The following is a 16684-nucleotide window of genomic DNA, read 5'->3' on the forward strand; positions in this document are numbered from 1 at the left end:
TCACCCGCGCCGGCTCCTGCCCGGAGCCAGGCAGTGACCGTGGCGCCCGAGGGGGGCGCGTACTCCAACCGCCTCGGCCGCCTGTGACGGCAGGCTTCTCTCGGGGCACGGCCTGCCTCGACTCGACGATGTCCTCGACGTCCCGGCAGGTACGTCCCGCCCTCGCCAAGCTGCGCCACCCCGCGGCGACGCCCCGGCGAACGCGGCGGAACGCCCTCAAGTCTACATCTGTATACTTACCTGCACAGCACTACCTTCCCGTGCTGCGGCACGGGAGCAATCGCATGGGAGCAAGGAATGAACCTCAATCTCGAGGGCAAGCGCGCTCTGGTCACCGGTTCGAGTGCCGGCCTGGGCGAGGCCACCGCGAAGATGCTGGCGGCGGAGGGCGCCGCGGTCGTGATCCACGGCCGGGACAAGGACCGCGCGGAGCAGGTCGCCGCCGGCATCCGCCGGGCCGGAGGCACCGCCACCGCGGTGCTGGGCGACCTGGCCACGGATGAGGGCGCCGCCGCGGTCGCCCAGGCGGCCACCACCGACGGTCCCGTCGACATCCTCGTGAACAACGCCGGCTTCTACCGGCACCTGTCGTGGGCGGAGGCGAGTCCGGCGGAGTGGACCGAGGCCTACAACGTCAACGTCGTCTCAGGTGTCAGGATGATCCGGCATCTGGTTCCGGCGATGCGCGGGCGCGGCTGGGGTCGCGTGGTCACGATCGGCGGCGGTCTCGCGTCCCAGCCGATGAACACCCATCCCCAGTACAACGCCACGCTGGCGGCCCGGCACAACCTCGCGGTGTCGCTGGCCCGAGACCTCAAGGGCACCGGAGTCACCTCGAACGTGGTCTCGCCCGGCGCGATCCTCGTCGAAGCGACGAAGGAGTTCGTCACAGCGATCGGTCCCGCCCGCGGGTGGGGTGAGACCTGGGAGGAGGTCCAGCCGAATGCCGTGGACGCCCTCATTCCGAACGACCGCGGCCGTTTCGGCAAGCCGGACGAGATCGCCGCTGCCGTGGCTTACCTGTGCAGCGACTACGCCGAGTACGTCAGCGGGGCCACGATCCGCGTGGACGGCGGACTGATCCGCTCGGCGTTCTGAACGAGGGCACCGTTGTGGTCCGGGCGCCGTACGGCGCCCGGACACGGGACCCCTCCAGCGGCGGCCCGCACGGCAGGTCGAGGGGTACGGCCCGCGCGCCCATGCGGCACCTGGCCGCCGCGCGCCCGTCGGCACTGCGGCGGGTGTGGGCCGCCCAATTGACCGACGGGTCGACCTTTCGGCCCGCCGTCCCGGCGGGCGGTTCGGGCAAGGCCGTGAGCGGACCCGCGGAGCGCGAAGCCGCCGAAGGCGGAGCCCGGCACAACGCGTCCGCGGCCGGACGGAGTTCGAGGTGAACAGGGGCGTCGACGTCCGCGCGCTCGCGAGCGGCACGGCGGCCCGGCAAGCCGGTACGGCGGCGGCGCCGCGGCGCTGGCCACGTCACGCCTGGGACCGCGAGCGGCACAGAACGCAGGGTGAGGTTCAGCAGTCCGGTGACGGCGCGAAGGCGCCCGCAAGCATGCCGCGCCCCGGTGAGCCGTGGGCGCGGAGTCGGTGCGGCGCCGGCACCCGGGCTGTCGCAGCGAGCGCTCGTCGTGCGGGGCGGGCGGAGACGGGTGGACGGCGTCGGTTCACCGCGGGGCCTCCGGTGTGGCGGGCGCGCGTCCCGACCTCCGCTGCGGCAGGACGTCGAGGCCTCGCCTCTCCGCGAGCGGGGCCGAGTAGGTGTCACAGGCTACGCAGACCCCGGCGCTCTACGACTGTAGACCGCGCTTCCGGCCTCACTACACTTGTGTCGTGGAAAACGAATCGCCCCGGCCCGAGCCGCGCCCTGCCGCCCCCCGCCGGTCCCGAAACGCGGCTGCGACCCGAGAGGCGATCCTCTCGTCCGCGGTGGAGGCCTTCACTCGCCTCGGCTACGACGGCGCGGGCGTTCGGGACATCGCGAAGGACGCAGGCGTCACCGCCATGATGGTCAACCGCTACTTCGGCTCCAAGGAGCAGTTGTTCGCCGAGGTGGTGGACACGACCTTCGCCCCGCGCACCGTGGTGGGCAGCGATCCGGCGACCCTGGTCCGCGACGTCGCCAGGTCGCTGGTCGAGCGCACCGCGCCCGAGGCCGAGGGGCTGAGCCCCTTCCTGCTGATGCTGCGGTCCGCCTCGAATCCGCGGACGGCCGAGATCGCCCGCCAGGGCATTGAGCGGCACGTGGAACGGCGCCTCGTCGGCCTGTTGACGGGCGAGAACACTTCGGAACGTTCCGCGCTCGCGTTGTCGGTGATCGCCGGCGTGTGGCTGATGCGGAAACTGATCGGGAACACGGCACTGGTGGAGGCGGATCCCGACGAGTTGGCCGAACGACTGGAAGACGTTTTGCGGATCCTGCTGGAGGACACTCTCCCGGAGGACAGTGACCAGGCCCGCTCCGCGGCCCGGGCGCCCGTCGACGAATCCTCCCGGATCTCGTAGTCGAACAGACCGCGACCAGTAGTACGTCATGCGTTCCACTGTGGCTGCGACGTATGGTCGGGACCCCATCGGGCGGGACGCGGGTAGGGCCGAACCCACCGCGAGGGTCCGGCCTCCGCTGCCGGCGGTGGACATCACCCGCCGGACCGTCCCACACCGTGCCCGCCGCGCCCGGGGCTCGGTGACCGGTGACCGGTGACGGTAGCCGACCGCCCTGCCGGCCGTCACCCCGCCGCCAGCATCCGCGCGGGGGCGATGCGCGACTGGGCGCGGACGGGGAAGGCCAGGGCGGCGCAGACCAGGGCCACCGCGGCCAGGGTGGCCAGCAGCGCCGCCCCGCCGACCGCCGGGAGGCGTCCGCCCAGCGTGCCCCAGCCGATCGCCAGGACCGTCGCCAGCCCGGTGACCGCGCCGGCGAGGCCGCCCAGCAGCGCGAGCAGGGCACCCTCGTAGAAGCTCAGCCGGGCGAGATCCCGCGTCGTCCAGCCGGTGGCGCGCAGCACCGCCAGATCCGCGGCGCGTTCGCGCATGGACAGCACCAGCACGTCCACGGCGCCTGCGGCTCCCAGCAGCAGCGACAGGGCGACGCTCAGGTAGTCCGCGGTGCGGGCCTGTGCGACGACGGCGTTGCCCAGCAGCGAGCCGGCCACCTCGCCGCGGAAGCCCAGGGTGAGGGCGAGCAGCACGGTGAAGGCCGCCACCGCCAGCGCCAGGCCAGCCGCGCCGAGCGCGGTACGGCCGGGGAAGCGCAGCAGATTGCGTACGGCGAGCCCGAGGACCGAACGAACCGGCGCCGCACGCCCGGTGGCGGTCACCGGGGGTGTGATCGCGTCCAACGGCCTCAGGCGCGTGGCGCGCCAGGCCGGGAGCAGCCCGGCGGTGACCGCGAGGAGCAGCGCGACGGGCAGTACGAGCGCCGCCTTCGGCCCGGAGTCGGGCAGCCCGAGCACCACGCCCAGGACGTAGGCCAGTACGGCGCCGAGGGCTCCCGCGCCCAGGCCGATGACGAGGAGTTCTCCGAGGATGAGCCGGAGGATCTCCGGTGGGCTCCAGCCCACGCAGCGCAGGGTGCCGATCTCGATGCGGCGTGATCGCACCGACGCCAGGGCGGCCTGGGCGAGGAACAGCGCGCACACGATCAGGACCAGGACGAAGAGCATCGCGCTCTTGGTGTCGACGGCCTTGAGGATGTGCAGGGCGACGCCCTTGGCCGTCCAGTTCTCCGTCACGTTGACGCCGGGCAGCGCGACGGTCTGCGGTGCCGGCGAACTGCCGATGGTGATGTCCACCTGCAGCCCGGGGTACGCCGTGCGGATGCGGCCGGCGACGGCGTTGACCCGTGCCTGTGACGCCGCGTCGACGCCGGTCACGCCGGTGACCCGGATCCGGATGGCGCTGATGGGAGCCTTGTCCTGTACGGTCGGCTGCCGCCGGCTGCCGGTCAGTACGGGCAGCGAGTCCAGGGTCGTGAGCATGGTGGGCGGTGCGGCCAGGTAGCCGCCGAGGTTGCGGTCGGGACGCAGCGGCCGGTCGCCCAGGGCCTTCCGCCCGGCCTCGTCGGCGCCGGTGACCTGCGGCGCGCGGTAGGTCTCCAGCGGCACGGCGGACAGCGAGGACGAGCCGGAGAAGCCGGGGAGCTTGGTGGCGTCGTAGCGGCCGACCGGCTTCAGGTAGGGGATCGGTGTCCTGCCGTAGTCCTCGTGCTCGCAGGTGGTGCTGCCCCAGCAGGCGGTTCCGGGGTGGCTGACGACCTCCCGGAACTGGGTGCCGGTGTTCTCCTCCGGCACGAACCCGATGAACTGGCGGTCCTGGTTCGTGCGCCATGCCTCCGGGGACTGGTCCGCGCGGGCGCGGGGCGCCAGGCCCGCGCCGGCTCGGCGGTAGTCGACGGGACCGACCGTCCAGTAGCTGTCGGCCTGCGGGGCGAACAGGGACTTGCCGGGATAGCCCTGCTCGAGGTCGGCGCTGACACGGCCCACCGGTGTTCCGCGCAGGCCGTTGACGAAGTCGTGGGCCGCGGGGCTGCCGAGCTTGCCGCGCAGGTCCTTGGGGTCGCCCGTGTCGAGGCGTTCCACGGTGGCGTTCATGGTCCCGGACGTCAGCGGCCGGTCGCTCAGCACCATCGGGACCGTCCAGTAGGACACGTTGGACCAGCCCTCCTTGCGACCCCAGACGGGCTTGTCGTTCTCGGTGAGCATGCGGCCGGAGGTGACGGTCTGCCCGAGGCCAACCAGACGGTCCTCGGCGGCGGGGTCCACCGCCGACAGCAGCACCGGGTAGGTGACCGGGACCTCGGCGACCGCCTTGCCCCCCTCCGACCGGCAGGTGAGCCAGCTGTTCATGTCGCGGTCGAAGGGCGACGTCTCGCGGCGGTCCTCGGGTATGTAGCCGGGCTTGAGCGGTCCAAGACCACCGTCGTCGGTGTGCATGACGTGCAGATCGGTCTTGTTGTAGTTGTAGAACCAGCACACCGGATAGGTCCGGTGGTCCGCGTGCTCCTCCTGCAGTCCGGGGAACGTGGAGTCGGACAACGTCTTGGACTCTTCGATCGGGTTGCGGCTCACGTACAGGTACTGGTCGGCGGCGCGATAGGTGCCCAGCCCCGCGGTCAGCTGCGGCTTGATCCGCAGCAACTGGCCCTCCGCCGTGCCGTCCACGAACGACGACAGGTCCACCTTCAGCGTGCCCTGCACCATCAGGTATCCGACGTTGGCGACGGGCGCGGCGACCTCGATACCGGGCATCCGCTTGATCCGCTCGTACTGGCTCGTCTGGATGCCGCCGAAGATGCCGGACAGGAAGTTCGCCCCGACCAGTTGGTCGCGGCGCTCCATGGCGGTCTGGCTGCCGTGGGGGCGTACCAGGACGTCGTACGCGGAGCGGGCGTTCTTCCGCACGGTCTCCGTGGTGCGCGCCTGACTGGTGGTCACCGTCGAGGTGAGCAGGGTGAAGCTGGTGGCGGCCACGAGGATGCCCGCGGCCAGGGCCAGCGCGCGGGCCCGGTGACGCCGCAGTTGCGACCAGATCATCGCGATCACGGACGCAACCCCCCGAGCCGGTCCAGGACGTCGGCCGCCGGCGTGACCCGTTCGTCGGCCACGACCCGTCCGTCGCGCAGGCGCACGATCCGGTCGCAGCTCGCGGCGACCTCCAGATCGTGCGTCGCGACCAGGAGCGTCATGCCGTACTGACCGGTCAGTGACAGCAGCAGGTCGATGATCTCCCGGCCCGTCGAGCTGTCCAGATTGCCCGTCGGCTCGTCCGCCAGCAGCAGACCGGGCCGGTTGATCAGCGACCGTGCGACCGCGACGCGCTGCTGCTGACCACCCGACAGCTCCGACGGCAGGGCGCCGGCGCGGTGGGCCAGACCCACGGCCTCCAGCAGTTCCATGCCGCGGGCCCGGCGGTCGAAGTCCACCCGGCGGGGCAGCACCGGGGCCAGCACGTTGTCCAGCACCGTCAGGGCGGGCAGGAGATGGAAGCGCTGGAAGACGAAGCCGATCCGGCGGCGGTGGGCGTCGAGTCCGCCCCCGGCCAGCGCGGTGCCGTCGACCTCCACCGTGCCGGAATCCGGCACGTCCATTCCGCCGACCACATGCAGCACCGTCGACTTGCCGGCGCCCGACGGGCCGGTCAGGGCCACCGATTCGCCGTCACCGATCTCCAGGTCGACGCCGTCCAGCGCCACCACCCCCGGATGCCGGCGGGTCACACCCCGCAAGACCACGCCCATCGTTCCGACCACCCCTCCTGCATTGAGGCAATGCACGGGTACATTGTCACAACACAGAGGGGATGCAAAATGCCACTGCACCACGCCGTGCTCGCGCTGTTGTCCGAGGGACCGAGTCACGGCTACGAGCTCAAGGGCCGTTTCGAGGAGGCGATCGGCCCGCAATGGGGCGGCCTCAACATCGGGCACCTGTACCAGATCCTGGACCGTCTCGTCCGCGACGGCCACGTCTTCCGTTCCCACGTCGCGCAGAACGACCGCCCGGACAAGACCCGTTACACCCTCACCGCCCAAGGAATGGACGAGCTCGGCACCTGGGCCAGGACGGCCTGGGTCCGCACGGGCGGATACCGCGACGAACTCTTCCTCAAGCTCTTCGGTGCGGCCAAGCTGGGTCCCGAGGCCCTCGAAACCCTTGTGGCGGCCCAACGCCAGACCTACCTCTCCGAACTCGCCGCGCTCACCCGGCTGCGCCGCACCCACACACACGACCCCCTCGTCGCCCTCCTCATCGACGCCGCCATCGCCCACACCAAGACCGACCTGCAACTGGTCGACACCGCCACCGAGCGACTGGCCCCGCTCGCCCGGCCCGCCGCCCCCTCGCACGAGGCGACGGAGGAGGCGGAAACCCAGGAGCGCAGCGCGACGACGCCGTAGCCCGGTCCCCCTGTGCGTGCCTCGCCGGGAAGCGCCGACCGCGCCGGCCACGGGTGGACGATCAGAAATGGCCGCCGGGACGGGTCCGTGAGAAGACTGGTGCCCGTGGCCGTGCGAGGCCGCGCTCCCGGGCACGGCACAGGCCGCCCGGTGCCGAGACACCTGGACAGGAACCGGATCATGAGCCTTGAGGTTGCGGTCGCACGCGAAGCGGACGACGAGATGGTCGAGGCGTTCACCCGCCTGCTGCCCCAACTGTCCAGCAGCGCCGCGCCGCCCGACCACGAGTCGCTGCGCCGGCTCCTGGCCGCCGAGGCGAACACGGTGCTGGTGGCGCGGGTCGACGGCCGCGTCGTCGGGACGCTGACACTCGCGATGTTCCCGCTGCCGACCGGCATGCGCGGCTGGATCGAGGACGTGGTGGTCGACGAGGCCGCCCGCGGCTACGGTGTCGGCGCCGCCCTCACCGAGGAAGCGGTACGCCTGGCCGACGCGGCGGGTGCCCGCACGGTGGATCTCACCTCCCGCCCCTCGCGGAAGGCGGCGAACCGGCTGTACGAACGGCTCGGCTTCCTCGTGCGGGACACCCGCGTCTTCCGCTACACCCTGCAGGGTTAGCCGTCTCGGGCTCCCCGGACGCCGGACGCCCGGCGCGGTGAGGAACCGCACGGCCCTGCCCCACGTCATACCTTCCGTGATCAAGCAACCCATGCGGCGCCTGCCCGGTGCCCCGCTGCTCGCCGTCCCGCTCGCGGCGCTTCTGCTCTCGTGCGCCGCGCCGTCGGACGACGTATCCGACCGGACGGCGGCAAGCACCCGCACGCCGATGTCCGCTTCGGCGTCCGCCTCCGTCTCGGCGGCCGCGCCGGCGGACTCCGAGCCCCCTTCGGACGGGCAACCGGATGGGACGACGGAGAAGGTGCGCGACGCGTTCGCCACCCTGCAGGCGACCTACCACTCCGGCTGCACTTCCAGCACGTCCGCGGGCGAGTGCGAGTACTTCCTGACCCGGGTACGCGACGAACTCACCCAACTCGACGAGGCGATGAAGGCCGATCCGCAGGGCCCCGGGCACTTCCGCGAACCGCTCGCGTGGACGGCGGAGCTTCGCGACACCCTCGGCACGGACACCTCATTCGAGAACCTGAAGAAGCACCAGGACCAGCTCGTGGCGACCCGCGACCGGATCAACCGCTGGATGCAGGGCCACCCGGAGGACTACCGCTGAGCCGCGGGATACCGGGCCGTCACCGAGCCCGCCCGTCGGTCCGAGTGGTCCCGGAACCCGACGCGCAGCGACTCAGTTCCCGGCCGGCTCCACACGAATGGGGTCGGCCCCGCCCAGGTAGAGCATGCACCCCGCGTCCTCCCGGTCCATGTCCATCCTCTCCGGAGGGATGACGTGGATTCCCGCGGTGGGTGCGGGAGTCCAGCCGAGGTTTCGTGGAGGGTCGTACTTCTCGTAGTGCCCCACGTAGAGCCGGGTCGGCGGGATGGACACGGTGCAGACGTCTCCCGGGCGGAGGGCGAAGGCCGCCGGTTCCAGACGGTACGGGCTCCATTCCTGGTGGGAATCGCCGTACGGGAGGGCGACTTGCCCATTCCATCGGATATTGAGGGAATTGTCGGCGGTTCTCCACGGCCACTCCACCACGATGTAGCGGTGTTTCTCGACCACCCGAGCGGTTGCCGGCTCGCAGGAGACGATCACTTCGTCGCCGACCTGATGAACCATGCCTGATCACCTTTGTTCCGGTCGCCTATAGGGAAGAACGGCCCAGCCCCGAGGGCTGCACACCCACGGGCAGCGCGGGGCGATGCCGCCCCAGCCCCGAGAGCACGTCCTCTCCATCACACCGCCCCTATTCTGACCCTCGGCCGGGACGTCATGTCGAAGGGGAACCGGCCTCGCCACTTCGACAGGACGTCAACCGGCCAGTGGCCGAACACAGTTGCTACCCCAGGGCCACGGAGCGTGCCAGCATCAGCTTGCACAGGCGCACCTCGCGCATGCCCGCACACCACACCTGACACGTCTCACAGCGGGGCCGCGCCACCGTTTCCGAAGGTCATCCAGGAGGACACCATGCGCACACGCACGCTGCTCGTACGTTCCGCGGTGACGATGCTCTTCGCAGGCGCGGCCACCATCGGCCTGACCTCCCCCGCCAGCGCAGCCACCTGCTCGGGCTCCTCGTGCGACGGCAAGAACCCCAGCACCTACTGCCAGTCCGACGCCAGAACCGTGCAGAGCCTGGCACTGGGTCAGGCGGTTCTCGAGCTGCGGTACAGCCCCACGTGCCGCGCCGCATGGGCACGGATCAGCAACGCCTCGTACAACACCTTCGACCAGTTCACGCCGTACGCGACCGTCCACCGCAACAGCGACGGCCGCGAGTACTCCTGCTCGGTGAGCACCAGCGGATCGTCCTGTTACACCCTGATGGTCAACGACGCCAACGTCACGTCGTACGCGCGCGGGATGTGGGACAGCGGCGCGCGCACCTACGAGGGGCGCACCGGCTCGTACTAGGCACCGCGCCCGGTGGCCGTCCGCCGCGTGAGCACGCGCTTCGGCGGGCGGCCGCGGGCGGCGCAGCCCTGTCCGGCCCGGAAGGCCCTTCTCCAGCCACCCGAGCCGGTGCGCCATGGCTTGGAGCTGCACCTCTTAATTATTTGCCTAATAGATTTAGGCAAACTAGCCTGCCGTTCATGAAGCCACTCACCGAGTCAGAGATCCGCCGCGCCTTCGTGAACTGCAGCAAGGGCGAGGCGAAGCGCCTGCACGTGCCCCGGGACCTGACCGAGCAGCCCTGGGACGACCTGGACTTCCTCGGCTGGCGCGACCCCCAGGCGCCCGACCGGTCCTATCTCGTCGCCGAGCTCGACGGCCGCGCGGTGGCACTGGCCCTGCGCTCCTCGAGCGCCGCCGCCGGGCAGGCGCGGCTCAGCATGTGCTCCATGTGCCTGACCACGCACTCCGGGGGCGTCTCGCTCATGGTCGCCGCGAAGACCGGCAAGGCCGGGCAGCAGGGCAACACCGTGGGGGCCTACATGTGCAGCGACCTCGCCTGCCCGCTGTACGTACGGGGCAAGAAGGACGCGGGTGTCGGCGCACGGCTGCACGAGACGCTCACCCTGGAGGAGAAGATCCAGCGGACCGTCGCGAACCTCGCCGCGTTCATCGCCAAGGTCACCGGGTGAGGCGGCCCGCCGCCCGGCTGCCGTGGGGCGATCCTGATCGCCGCTGCGACCGAGCGTTCCGGCCGGCCCGACAGGCCGGCCGGAACGCTCGCGCACGCCCGCCTTGACGGCCTGCCCTTCGTCAGCCGCGCTCGGGCTCCACCGGGAGCCACAGTTCGGCGTCGGCCTCGGTCTTGTCCGGCGACAGGCGGATGCGCAGGATCTCGGGGCCGGTGCGGCTGCGGTACGGATTCGACGGGAACCACTCGGTGAAGACGTCCCGCCACAGTTCCTGGACGGCCCGCGGCGCGGGCCCGGAGGTGGTGAAGACCGCCCAGGTGCCGGCCGGGACGGCCAGCGTCGTCGTGCCCTCGGGAGCGGCCGCCGAGGTGATCACGGCGTGGTAGTAGTCGAGTTCGGTGCCCTCGGCGCGGCTGGGGTCGAGGTCGTCGCAGACCGCGACGATGCCGTGCGGCTCCTGGTCCGACAGTTTCTCCAGGCGCTCCTGGAGCCGCGGGTCGATCCCGCGGACGAAATCGATGATCGCCTGGTTCGGCCCCGCGTGCACCAGCGGCACCCGGGCCTTGAGGCCGACGACGGCGAAGTCCGCCTTGTCCACGACGCGGTATCGCATGCTGCTGCTCCCTTCGACGGTGAGTCGGAAGGCCATCCGGGACTGGGAGTTGAGCTCCGCGCCGGTCCTGCGGGCGTCACCCGGTCCGATACCGTGCATGGCACGGAACGCCCGCGCGAACGCCTCGCCGGAGCCGTAGCCGTAGCGCACCGCGATCGCCAGCAGCGTCTCCCGCCCGGCGAGCACCTCGGCACCCGCGAGGGTGAGCCGACGGCGCCGGATGTACTCCGACAGCGGCATGCCCGCGAGCGCGGAGAACATCCGGCGCAGGTGGTACTCCGAGGTGGCCGCGATGCGTGCCAGCTCGTCCACCTCGATGTCCTGGTCGAGACGGCGCTCTATGTGCTCCATGGCCTGGTTCAGCCGCTCCAGCACGCCCGGACTCCTTCCTCTTGACGACCACCACGCTAGGCGGCGCCTGTCATGCCGGACCCGACATCCTGTGCCCGATCAAGTCGGGTGCACGAGGCAGACCCGGGGCGGGTTCCACGAGTTGCAGCGCCTCCAGGGTCGCTGCCGCGCTCCCGCGGTACGGCGTGACATGGCTCCACCCGCCGGCACCCATCCGTCGGGCTCCCTTCGCTTCCTCATGGACTCGCGCTCAACCTAGCCCTGGCGTCCGACAACGCAGTGCAACGCAGTGCGAGGAGGTCCACAAGCCATCCTCCCGGCGGGCGTCACGGACCCCGGTTCCGGAGCGCTGGCTATCCGCGCCCCGGATGACCTGGCCGGGCGGAGCCGTGCGAGGTGGTGCCGGGTGCGGTGTGGAGGACTTCGCGCGCCTGTTCCGCGGCGCGGGTGATGCTCTCGCTGATGAAGTCGAGGAAGCGGGCGATGTTCTCCAGGCGGGCGGCGGCCGGGGTGTCGGGGCCGAGGACGGCCACGCCCTGGCGCGCGGTCGCCACCAGCCGGTCGTTGGCCCGGGCACTGGCGATGGTCGCCTGGTAGAAGAGTTCGTCGTCGACGAGGTAGCGGTCCCGGCGGCGCTCGTCGCGTTCCCGGCGGACCAGGCTCTGACTCTCCAGGAAGGCGATCGCCTTGGAGATGGACGCCGGGCTGACCTGGAGGCGCTCGGTGAGCTCGGCCGCTGTCAGACTGCCCGCGTCGGTGGTGAACAGGCACGTCAGCACCCGGGCACCCATCTTGTTCAGACCCGAGGCCATCATGACCGTGGTGAACGTCTCCTCGTACTCGGCCACAGCCTCCGCGTCCCGTCCGTGCGCCTGAGGAGCCGACTGCGCTCCCCTGACGGCGGCGGGCTTGCGCCGGTGGGCGCGGCGCTCGGTGGCCCGGTGGGCCAGGTCGGCGCGGTATGAGGTGGGGCCGCCGTTGCGCATCACCTCGCGCGTGACGGTCGAGGTAGGCCGGTCCAGGCGCCGAGCGATCTCGGCGTACGGGAGGCTGTCGGCCAGCCCCGACGCGATCTGCTGGCGTTCCTGCTGGGTGAGCCTGCCTCCCGGCATCGTGATCTCCCTGGTGATCCCTCGCGATGTTCCCGATTCCCGCACCATAGCGTTCACTCACCGACCATTGCAATGATCGGAAGGGCTGACGTTGCGTTATCCGCAGGATCGTTGCAACGATTTCCCTCACCTTACCTGCAATGACAGCGTCTTTACGCAACAAGAACGTTGCCATTATTTGGAAAGCAACGTAGCGTTTCCAATGTCAGAAACAATCAGCGAGCACGGGAGAGCATGATGCAGAAGTTCGCCACCACCGCCGCCATCTCCGCCGTCCTGGACATCCCCGCCGGACGCGTCCGGTTCATCGCCGCCGACCGCGCCGACACCACCGTCGAGGTCCTGCCCGCCGACCCCTCCAAGAGCCGCGACGTCCGGACTGCCGAGCGGACCACCGTCACCTTCATCGAGGGCGTCCTGCAGATCCACACCCCCGAGTCCGGCAACCGGCTGCTCGGCCCTTCGGGATCCCTGGAGGTCACCGTTCAGCTGCCGACCGGCTCCCGCGTCCAGGGCAAGGCCGCCGGCTGCGAACTGCGCGGCGTCGGCAGGCTCGGTGACGTCGACTTCGACGGCGCCTACCGCCAGATCAAGATCGACGAGGCCGCCGGGGTACGCCTCACAGCGGTCGACGGCGACGTCGAGATCGGCCGGCTCACCGGCCCCGCGAACATCAGCACGGCACGGGGCGACATCCGGGTCGCCGAAGCCGTCCGCGGCACGGTCGAACTCCACACCCAGATGGGCGACATCACGGTCACCGCCGCCGCCGGCGTGTCCGCCGCCCTGGACGCCGGCGCCGGCCACGGCCGCGTCAGCAACGCCCTGAAGAACGACGGCGCGACCGCACTCCACATCCACGCCACCACCCCGCACGGTGACATCACCGCGCACAGCCTCTGAGGGAGCCGCGGGAGGCCGGGACGCCGGGAGGCGAGCCCGGAGGAACCGAGCATCCGTCACGACATCGCTTGCTTGACGCGTCAAACATCGACTCTGGCTGAGCCCAGCGACGCAGCGCACCGCAAGCAAGCGGCCGAGTCGCCGCCGGGCCAGCGCGAGCATCCCGGCACTCGCGTCGACCCCGGTGACGACGGCACCTCGGGCGCTCAGTTCGGCGGACAGCGGGCCCGCGCCGCAACCGGCGTCGAGGATCCGGCGGCCCGCCACGTCCCCCGCGAGGGCCAGGATCGCGGGCCGCTCGTAGTAGGCGTTGGCGATGCCGGCCTCGTTCTCGGCCGTGTACCCCTCGGCGAGAGCGTCGTAGTCGTTGACCGGGGAGGGGTGTGCGGTCGGCGGCTGATTCTCGGACGCGGAAGGCATGCCGGTCATCCTGGCCCACCGGTCGACGTGGGCGTGCGCCGATCGGGTGGATCCGGAGAGGGGATGTGGCGGAGCGGGCGCCGCCACGCCGTACCCGTGTCCGTGTCCGTGTCCGTGCGCCAGCCGGGTTCAGCGGTCGCGCCAGGCCGGGGCCAGGGCGACGAGCGTCGCGGCGGCGGCCAGCGCGAAGGCGGCCGGGTAGCCGGTGTGGGCCGCCGTCACGCCGAAGGCGAGGGCGCCCACGCCCATGCCGCCGTCGTAGGCGACGTTCCACAGCGCGCTGACCGTGCCGTACCCGGACTCCGGGACCCGGGAGTACATCAGTGTGAGCGTCGCGTTCTGCGCCACCCCGAAGCCCGCTCCGAACAGCGTGACGCCGGCGAGCACCGCCACCGGGCTGCCCGTCGCCGCCGTCAGCAGCAGGCCGGCGGCCGACGCCAGCAGGCCGGGCAGCACCAGGCGGGCAGGGCCGTGGCGGTCGCCGTACCGGCCGGCGAACCAGCGCGCCACAGTGGACGTGGCGGGCTGCGCGAAGAGCGCGACCGTCACCAGGGCGGACAGCGACGCGGGGACGGCGACCGGCAGGAACGTGACGATGATCCCCGCCCCCAGCGCGGTCGTCGCGAACACCGCGGTGGGCCGGGCCAGGGCCCCGGTGCGCAGGCCCGCGACCACTCCGCCGTCCCGGCCCGCGGACCGTTCCCGCCCCGGGAGCCCCGGCACCACCACGACCGCGGCCAGCGCGACCACCCCGCCGGCCACGCACACCGGGGTGAACCCCACGTGCGCGGCCAGCCACACACCCAGCGGCAGGCCCACCAGGGACGGTACGCCGGACACGATCCCGGCCAGTGCCAGCCCCTCGCCGCGCCGTTCGGCCGGGATCAGCGACGCCGTCAGGGCGCCGCCCGCGACGACGGTGAGCGCGAAGCCGAGCCCGCGCAGCAGGCACATCGCGACGATCCACACCATGCCGTCCCCGGCGGTCAGCACCAGTGCGGGCGCGCCGAGCAGGACCAGCCCCGCGGCCAGGGCCGTGCGGTAGCCGTAGCGGGCCACCAGGCGTGGGGTGACCAACTCGCCGCCGACGGTGGCCAGCATCAGGGCGCCCGTTGCCAGGCCGGCGTCGCCGCCGCTGCGCTGGGCGTACAGCGGCACCACCGAGAGCAGCAGGAAGAAGCTCGCGGAGGCGCCGATGACGGTCGCGAAGCGCAGCAGCAGCTGACGGGTCATCAATGGGGGGCGGGCGGAGGCGGAAGCGGGGTCCGGGGGATGTGCGGTGCCGGCGGACGTGCCGGTGGGCGGGATGCTGGGCGGCGTGGTCATGCCGTTGACGCTACGAGCCGGCCGGTCCCCCGGTAAGCTCCATTTCCATGCCGCTCCAGTGGTCCGGTCTGTCGCCCGAACTGCTGCTCGCCGTCGACCGGAACAGCGCCGAGGGGCTGCGCGCGCAGCTGGAGCGCCAGATCCGGGACGCCATACGGGCCGGCCGCCTCCAGGTCGGCGAACGCCTGCCGTCCTCCCGCGAACTGGCCCGCCGCGCCGGGGTCTCCCGAGGCCTGGTCCAGGACTGCTACGCCCAGCTCCAGGCGGAGGGCTATCTCACCGGCCGTGTCGGTGCCGCCACCATCGTCGCCGCCCGCGCCTGCCCCCAGCCCGCGCCCGCCACGCCCGCCACGCCGCCGGGTCCCGGGCCGCGGCTCCTCGCCGACTTCCGCTCCGGCGTCCCCGACCTCGCGTCCTTCCCGCTCGCCGACTGGCTCTGGGCGATCCGCGAGGCGGCCCGCACCCTGCCGACCGCCGCCCTCGACTACGGCGACCCGCACGGGACGCCCATGCTGCGCGAGGTCGTCGCCGGGTACCAGCGCCGGGTGCGGGCCGCGGCCGCCGACCCCGAACGCACCGTCATCTGCTCCGGCTACGCCCAGGGCCTCGCCCTGGCCCTGCGCGCGCTGGCCGCCCGCGGCGTCACCACGCTCGCCTACGAGGAGCCCGGCGCGCCCGGCGCGACGTCCCGCGCCGCCGCGCACGCCGGGATGACCGCCGTACCGGTGCCCGTCGACGAGGACGGCGTCGACGTGCGGGCCCTGGAGGCCGGCAGCGCGCGGGCGGTCCTGGTCACCCCCGCGCACCAGTGGCCGACCGGCGTCGTGATGACCGCCCGGCGGCGGCGCGCACTGATCGACTGGGCGCAGCGCCGCGACGCCTTCGTCATCGAGGACGACTACGACGCCGAGTTCCGCTACGACCGCGACCCCGTCGGCGCCCTCCAGGGCCTCGCCCCCGACCGCGTACTGAACATCGGGACCGTCAGCAAGTCCCTCGCGCCGGCCCTCCGGCTCGGCTGGCTGCTCTGCCCACCTCTCCTCCACGAAGCCGTCGTCGCCTTCAAGGCCTCCGACGACCGCGGATCACCGACCCTCGACCAGGTCGCCCTCGCCCATCTGATGACCTCCGGCCGGTACGACCGCCACCTGCGCCGCATGCGCGCGGAGTACGCCGCCCGGCGCGCCACCCTGGTCGAGGCACTCGCCGCGCACGCCCCCGGCGTGCGGCTCACCGGCCTGGCAGCGGGCTTCCACGCCGTCGCCCACCTCGGCCCGGGCCGCGACGAGGAGCAGGTCGTCGCCGCGGCCCGGGCCCGAGGTGTCGGCCTCTACGCGATGGCCGCTCACCGCACGGCACCGGACCCGGCAGGAGAGCCGCGCCTCGTACTCGGCTTCGGCAACACCGGCCGGCACGCGATCACCGGCGGCATCGCCGCCGTGGGCGATCTCCTCACGGGCTGACGGCGGCGCACCCCCGGTGGGCCGCGGCCGGTGGCCTATCGCGGACGGACCGGTTCCGGGAGCCGGCCCGGGTCGGTTCCGTAGAGGGTGGTCATCGTCTGGTCCAGTACGGGTGCGATGGCCTCTGCGTAGGACTCGGTGAGATGCCTGTCGTCGCGGTGGACGAAGGTGTCCTCCCGCACCACGGGGCAGGTGCCGCCCGCGCCGCAGAGCCAGGGCACGGGGTCGACGACAAGGACTCCGGTGGCCGCCGCCGCTTCGGTGATCTCCCCACGGGACGGGGTGGTGCGTTCGGCGACACGTCCCGGCACGAGGAACCGCCGCGCACCCGCCGGGGGATGTGCGGGTACGCGGCGGCGGTCCGGTTCAACCGGGGCCCGGTGACCACCGG

The 16684-nt window shown here is 72.2% G+C and carries 16 protein-coding genes and 1 pseudogene; 9 read left to right on the forward strand and 8 right to left on the reverse strand.

What is annotated here, in order from left to right:
• The first annotated feature begins 297 nt into the window (after positions 1-297).
• Entirely contained in the window at positions 298-1098 is an 801-nt protein-coding gene (locus tag B085_RS0115535) for an SDR family NAD(P)-dependent oxidoreductase (protein ID WP_018559484.1), read from the forward strand.
• Between the two features lie 738 nt (positions 1099-1836).
• A complete protein-coding gene (locus B085_RS42555; protein ID WP_267881089.1) occupies positions 1837-2508 on the forward strand; it encodes a TetR/AcrR family transcriptional regulator in 672 nt (223 codons plus the stop codon).
• 224 nt (positions 2509-2732) lie between these two features.
• Here B085_RS42555 and B085_RS0115545 read toward each other — a convergent pair whose 3' ends face one another.
• Entirely contained in the window at positions 2733-5537 is a 2805-nt protein-coding gene (locus tag B085_RS0115545; RefSeq protein WP_037731767.1) for an ABC transporter permease, read from the reverse strand.
• 5 nt (positions 5538-5542) lie between these two features.
• The gene (locus B085_RS0115550; RefSeq protein WP_018559487.1) at positions 5543-6241 is read right to left on the reverse strand and encodes an ABC transporter ATP-binding protein; all 699 of its coding nucleotides are present in this window, start codon (positions 6239-6241) and stop codon (positions 5543-5545) included.
• A gap of 69 nt (positions 6242-6310) precedes the next feature.
• Between B085_RS0115550 and B085_RS0115555 the strand changes: the two genes are divergently transcribed.
• From B085_RS0115555 to B085_RS0115565, 3 genes are all read left to right on the forward strand, one after another.
• The gene (locus B085_RS0115555; protein WP_018559488.1) at positions 6311-6901 is read left to right on the forward strand and encodes a PadR family transcriptional regulator; all 591 of its coding nucleotides are present in this window, start codon (positions 6311-6313) and stop codon (positions 6899-6901) included.
• Between the two features lie 162 nt (positions 6902-7063).
• Positions 7064-7519, forward strand: coding sequence for a GNAT family N-acetyltransferase (locus tag B085_RS0115560; RefSeq protein WP_267881090.1), 456 nt, complete (start codon positions 7064-7066; stop codon positions 7517-7519).
• A 76-nt stretch (positions 7520-7595) separates the two neighbouring features.
• On the forward strand, positions 7596-8129 hold the full coding sequence (locus B085_RS0115565) for a hypothetical protein (protein WP_018559490.1): 534 nt from the start codon (positions 7596-7598) through the stop codon (positions 8127-8129).
• A 72-nt stretch (positions 8130-8201) separates the two neighbouring features.
• Here B085_RS0115565 and B085_RS0115570 read toward each other — a convergent pair whose 3' ends face one another.
• The gene (locus tag B085_RS0115570) at positions 8202-8636 is read right to left on the reverse strand and encodes a hypothetical protein (RefSeq protein ID WP_018559491.1); all 435 of its coding nucleotides are present in this window, start codon (positions 8634-8636) and stop codon (positions 8202-8204) included.
• Positions 8637-8987: 351 nt separating this feature from the next.
• Here B085_RS0115570 and B085_RS0115575 point away from each other — a divergent pair, with 351 nt between their 5' ends.
• Both B085_RS0115575 and B085_RS0115580 read left to right on the forward strand, forming a co-directional pair.
• Entirely contained in the window at positions 8988-9434 is a 447-nt protein-coding gene (locus B085_RS0115575; protein ID WP_018559492.1) for a DUF2690 domain-containing protein, read from the forward strand.
• A 179-nt stretch (positions 9435-9613) separates the two neighbouring features.
• The gene (locus B085_RS0115580; protein ID WP_018559493.1) at positions 9614-10105 is read left to right on the forward strand and encodes an FBP domain-containing protein; all 492 of its coding nucleotides are present in this window, start codon (positions 9614-9616) and stop codon (positions 10103-10105) included.
• Between the two features lie 121 nt (positions 10106-10226).
• On the opposite strand, the gene B085_RS0115585 is transcribed toward B085_RS0115580, so the two are convergent.
• Both B085_RS0115585 and B085_RS0115590 read right to left on the reverse strand, forming a co-directional pair.
• Positions 10227-11093, reverse strand: coding sequence for an AraC family transcriptional regulator (locus B085_RS0115585; RefSeq protein WP_018559494.1), 867 nt, complete (start codon positions 11091-11093; stop codon positions 10227-10229).
• A 329-nt stretch (positions 11094-11422) separates the two neighbouring features.
• Positions 11423-12181, reverse strand: coding sequence for a helix-turn-helix domain-containing protein (locus B085_RS0115590; RefSeq protein ID WP_018559495.1), 759 nt, complete (start codon positions 12179-12181; stop codon positions 11423-11425).
• A gap of 237 nt (positions 12182-12418) precedes the next feature.
• Between B085_RS0115590 and B085_RS0115595 the strand changes: the two genes are divergently transcribed.
• Positions 12419-13084: a DUF4097 family beta strand repeat-containing protein gene (locus B085_RS0115595; protein WP_018559496.1), complete on the forward strand. Its 666-nt coding sequence runs from the start codon at positions 12419-12421 to the stop codon at positions 13082-13084.
• A 66-nt stretch (positions 13085-13150) separates the two neighbouring features.
• On the opposite strand, the pseudogene B085_RS46945 reads toward B085_RS0115595, so the two are convergent.
• Together B085_RS46945 and B085_RS0115600 are read right to left on the reverse strand one after the other, a co-directional pair.
• Positions 13151-13513: pseudogene (locus B085_RS46945) on the reverse strand (class I SAM-dependent methyltransferase); the annotation flags it as partial.
• 120 nt (positions 13514-13633) lie between these two features.
• Positions 13634-14830 carry an MFS transporter gene (locus B085_RS0115600; RefSeq protein ID WP_106434947.1) on the reverse strand — a complete coding sequence of 399 codons (1197 nt, stop codon included), beginning with the start codon at positions 14828-14830 and terminating at the stop codon, positions 13634-13636.
• Positions 14831-14877: 47 nt separating this feature from the next.
• On the opposite strand from B085_RS0115600, the gene B085_RS0115605 reads away from it, so the two are divergent.
• Entirely contained in the window at positions 14878-16293 is a 1416-nt protein-coding gene (locus tag B085_RS0115605) for a PLP-dependent aminotransferase family protein (protein WP_018559498.1), read from the forward strand.
• 35 nt (positions 16294-16328) lie between these two features.
• On the opposite strand, the gene B085_RS0115610 is transcribed toward B085_RS0115605, so the two are convergent.
• Complete coding sequence (locus B085_RS0115610) at positions 16329-16604, reverse strand: SGNH hydrolase domain-containing protein (RefSeq protein ID WP_018559499.1); 276 nt, start codon at positions 16602-16604, stop codon at positions 16329-16331.
• Between the last annotated feature and the right edge of the window lie 80 nt (positions 16605-16684).

The sequence above is a fragment of the Streptomyces sp. BoleA5 genome (genome assembly GCF_000373665.1).
Taxonomy (GTDB): Bacteria; Actinomycetota; Actinomycetes; order Streptomycetales; family Streptomycetaceae; genus Actinacidiphila.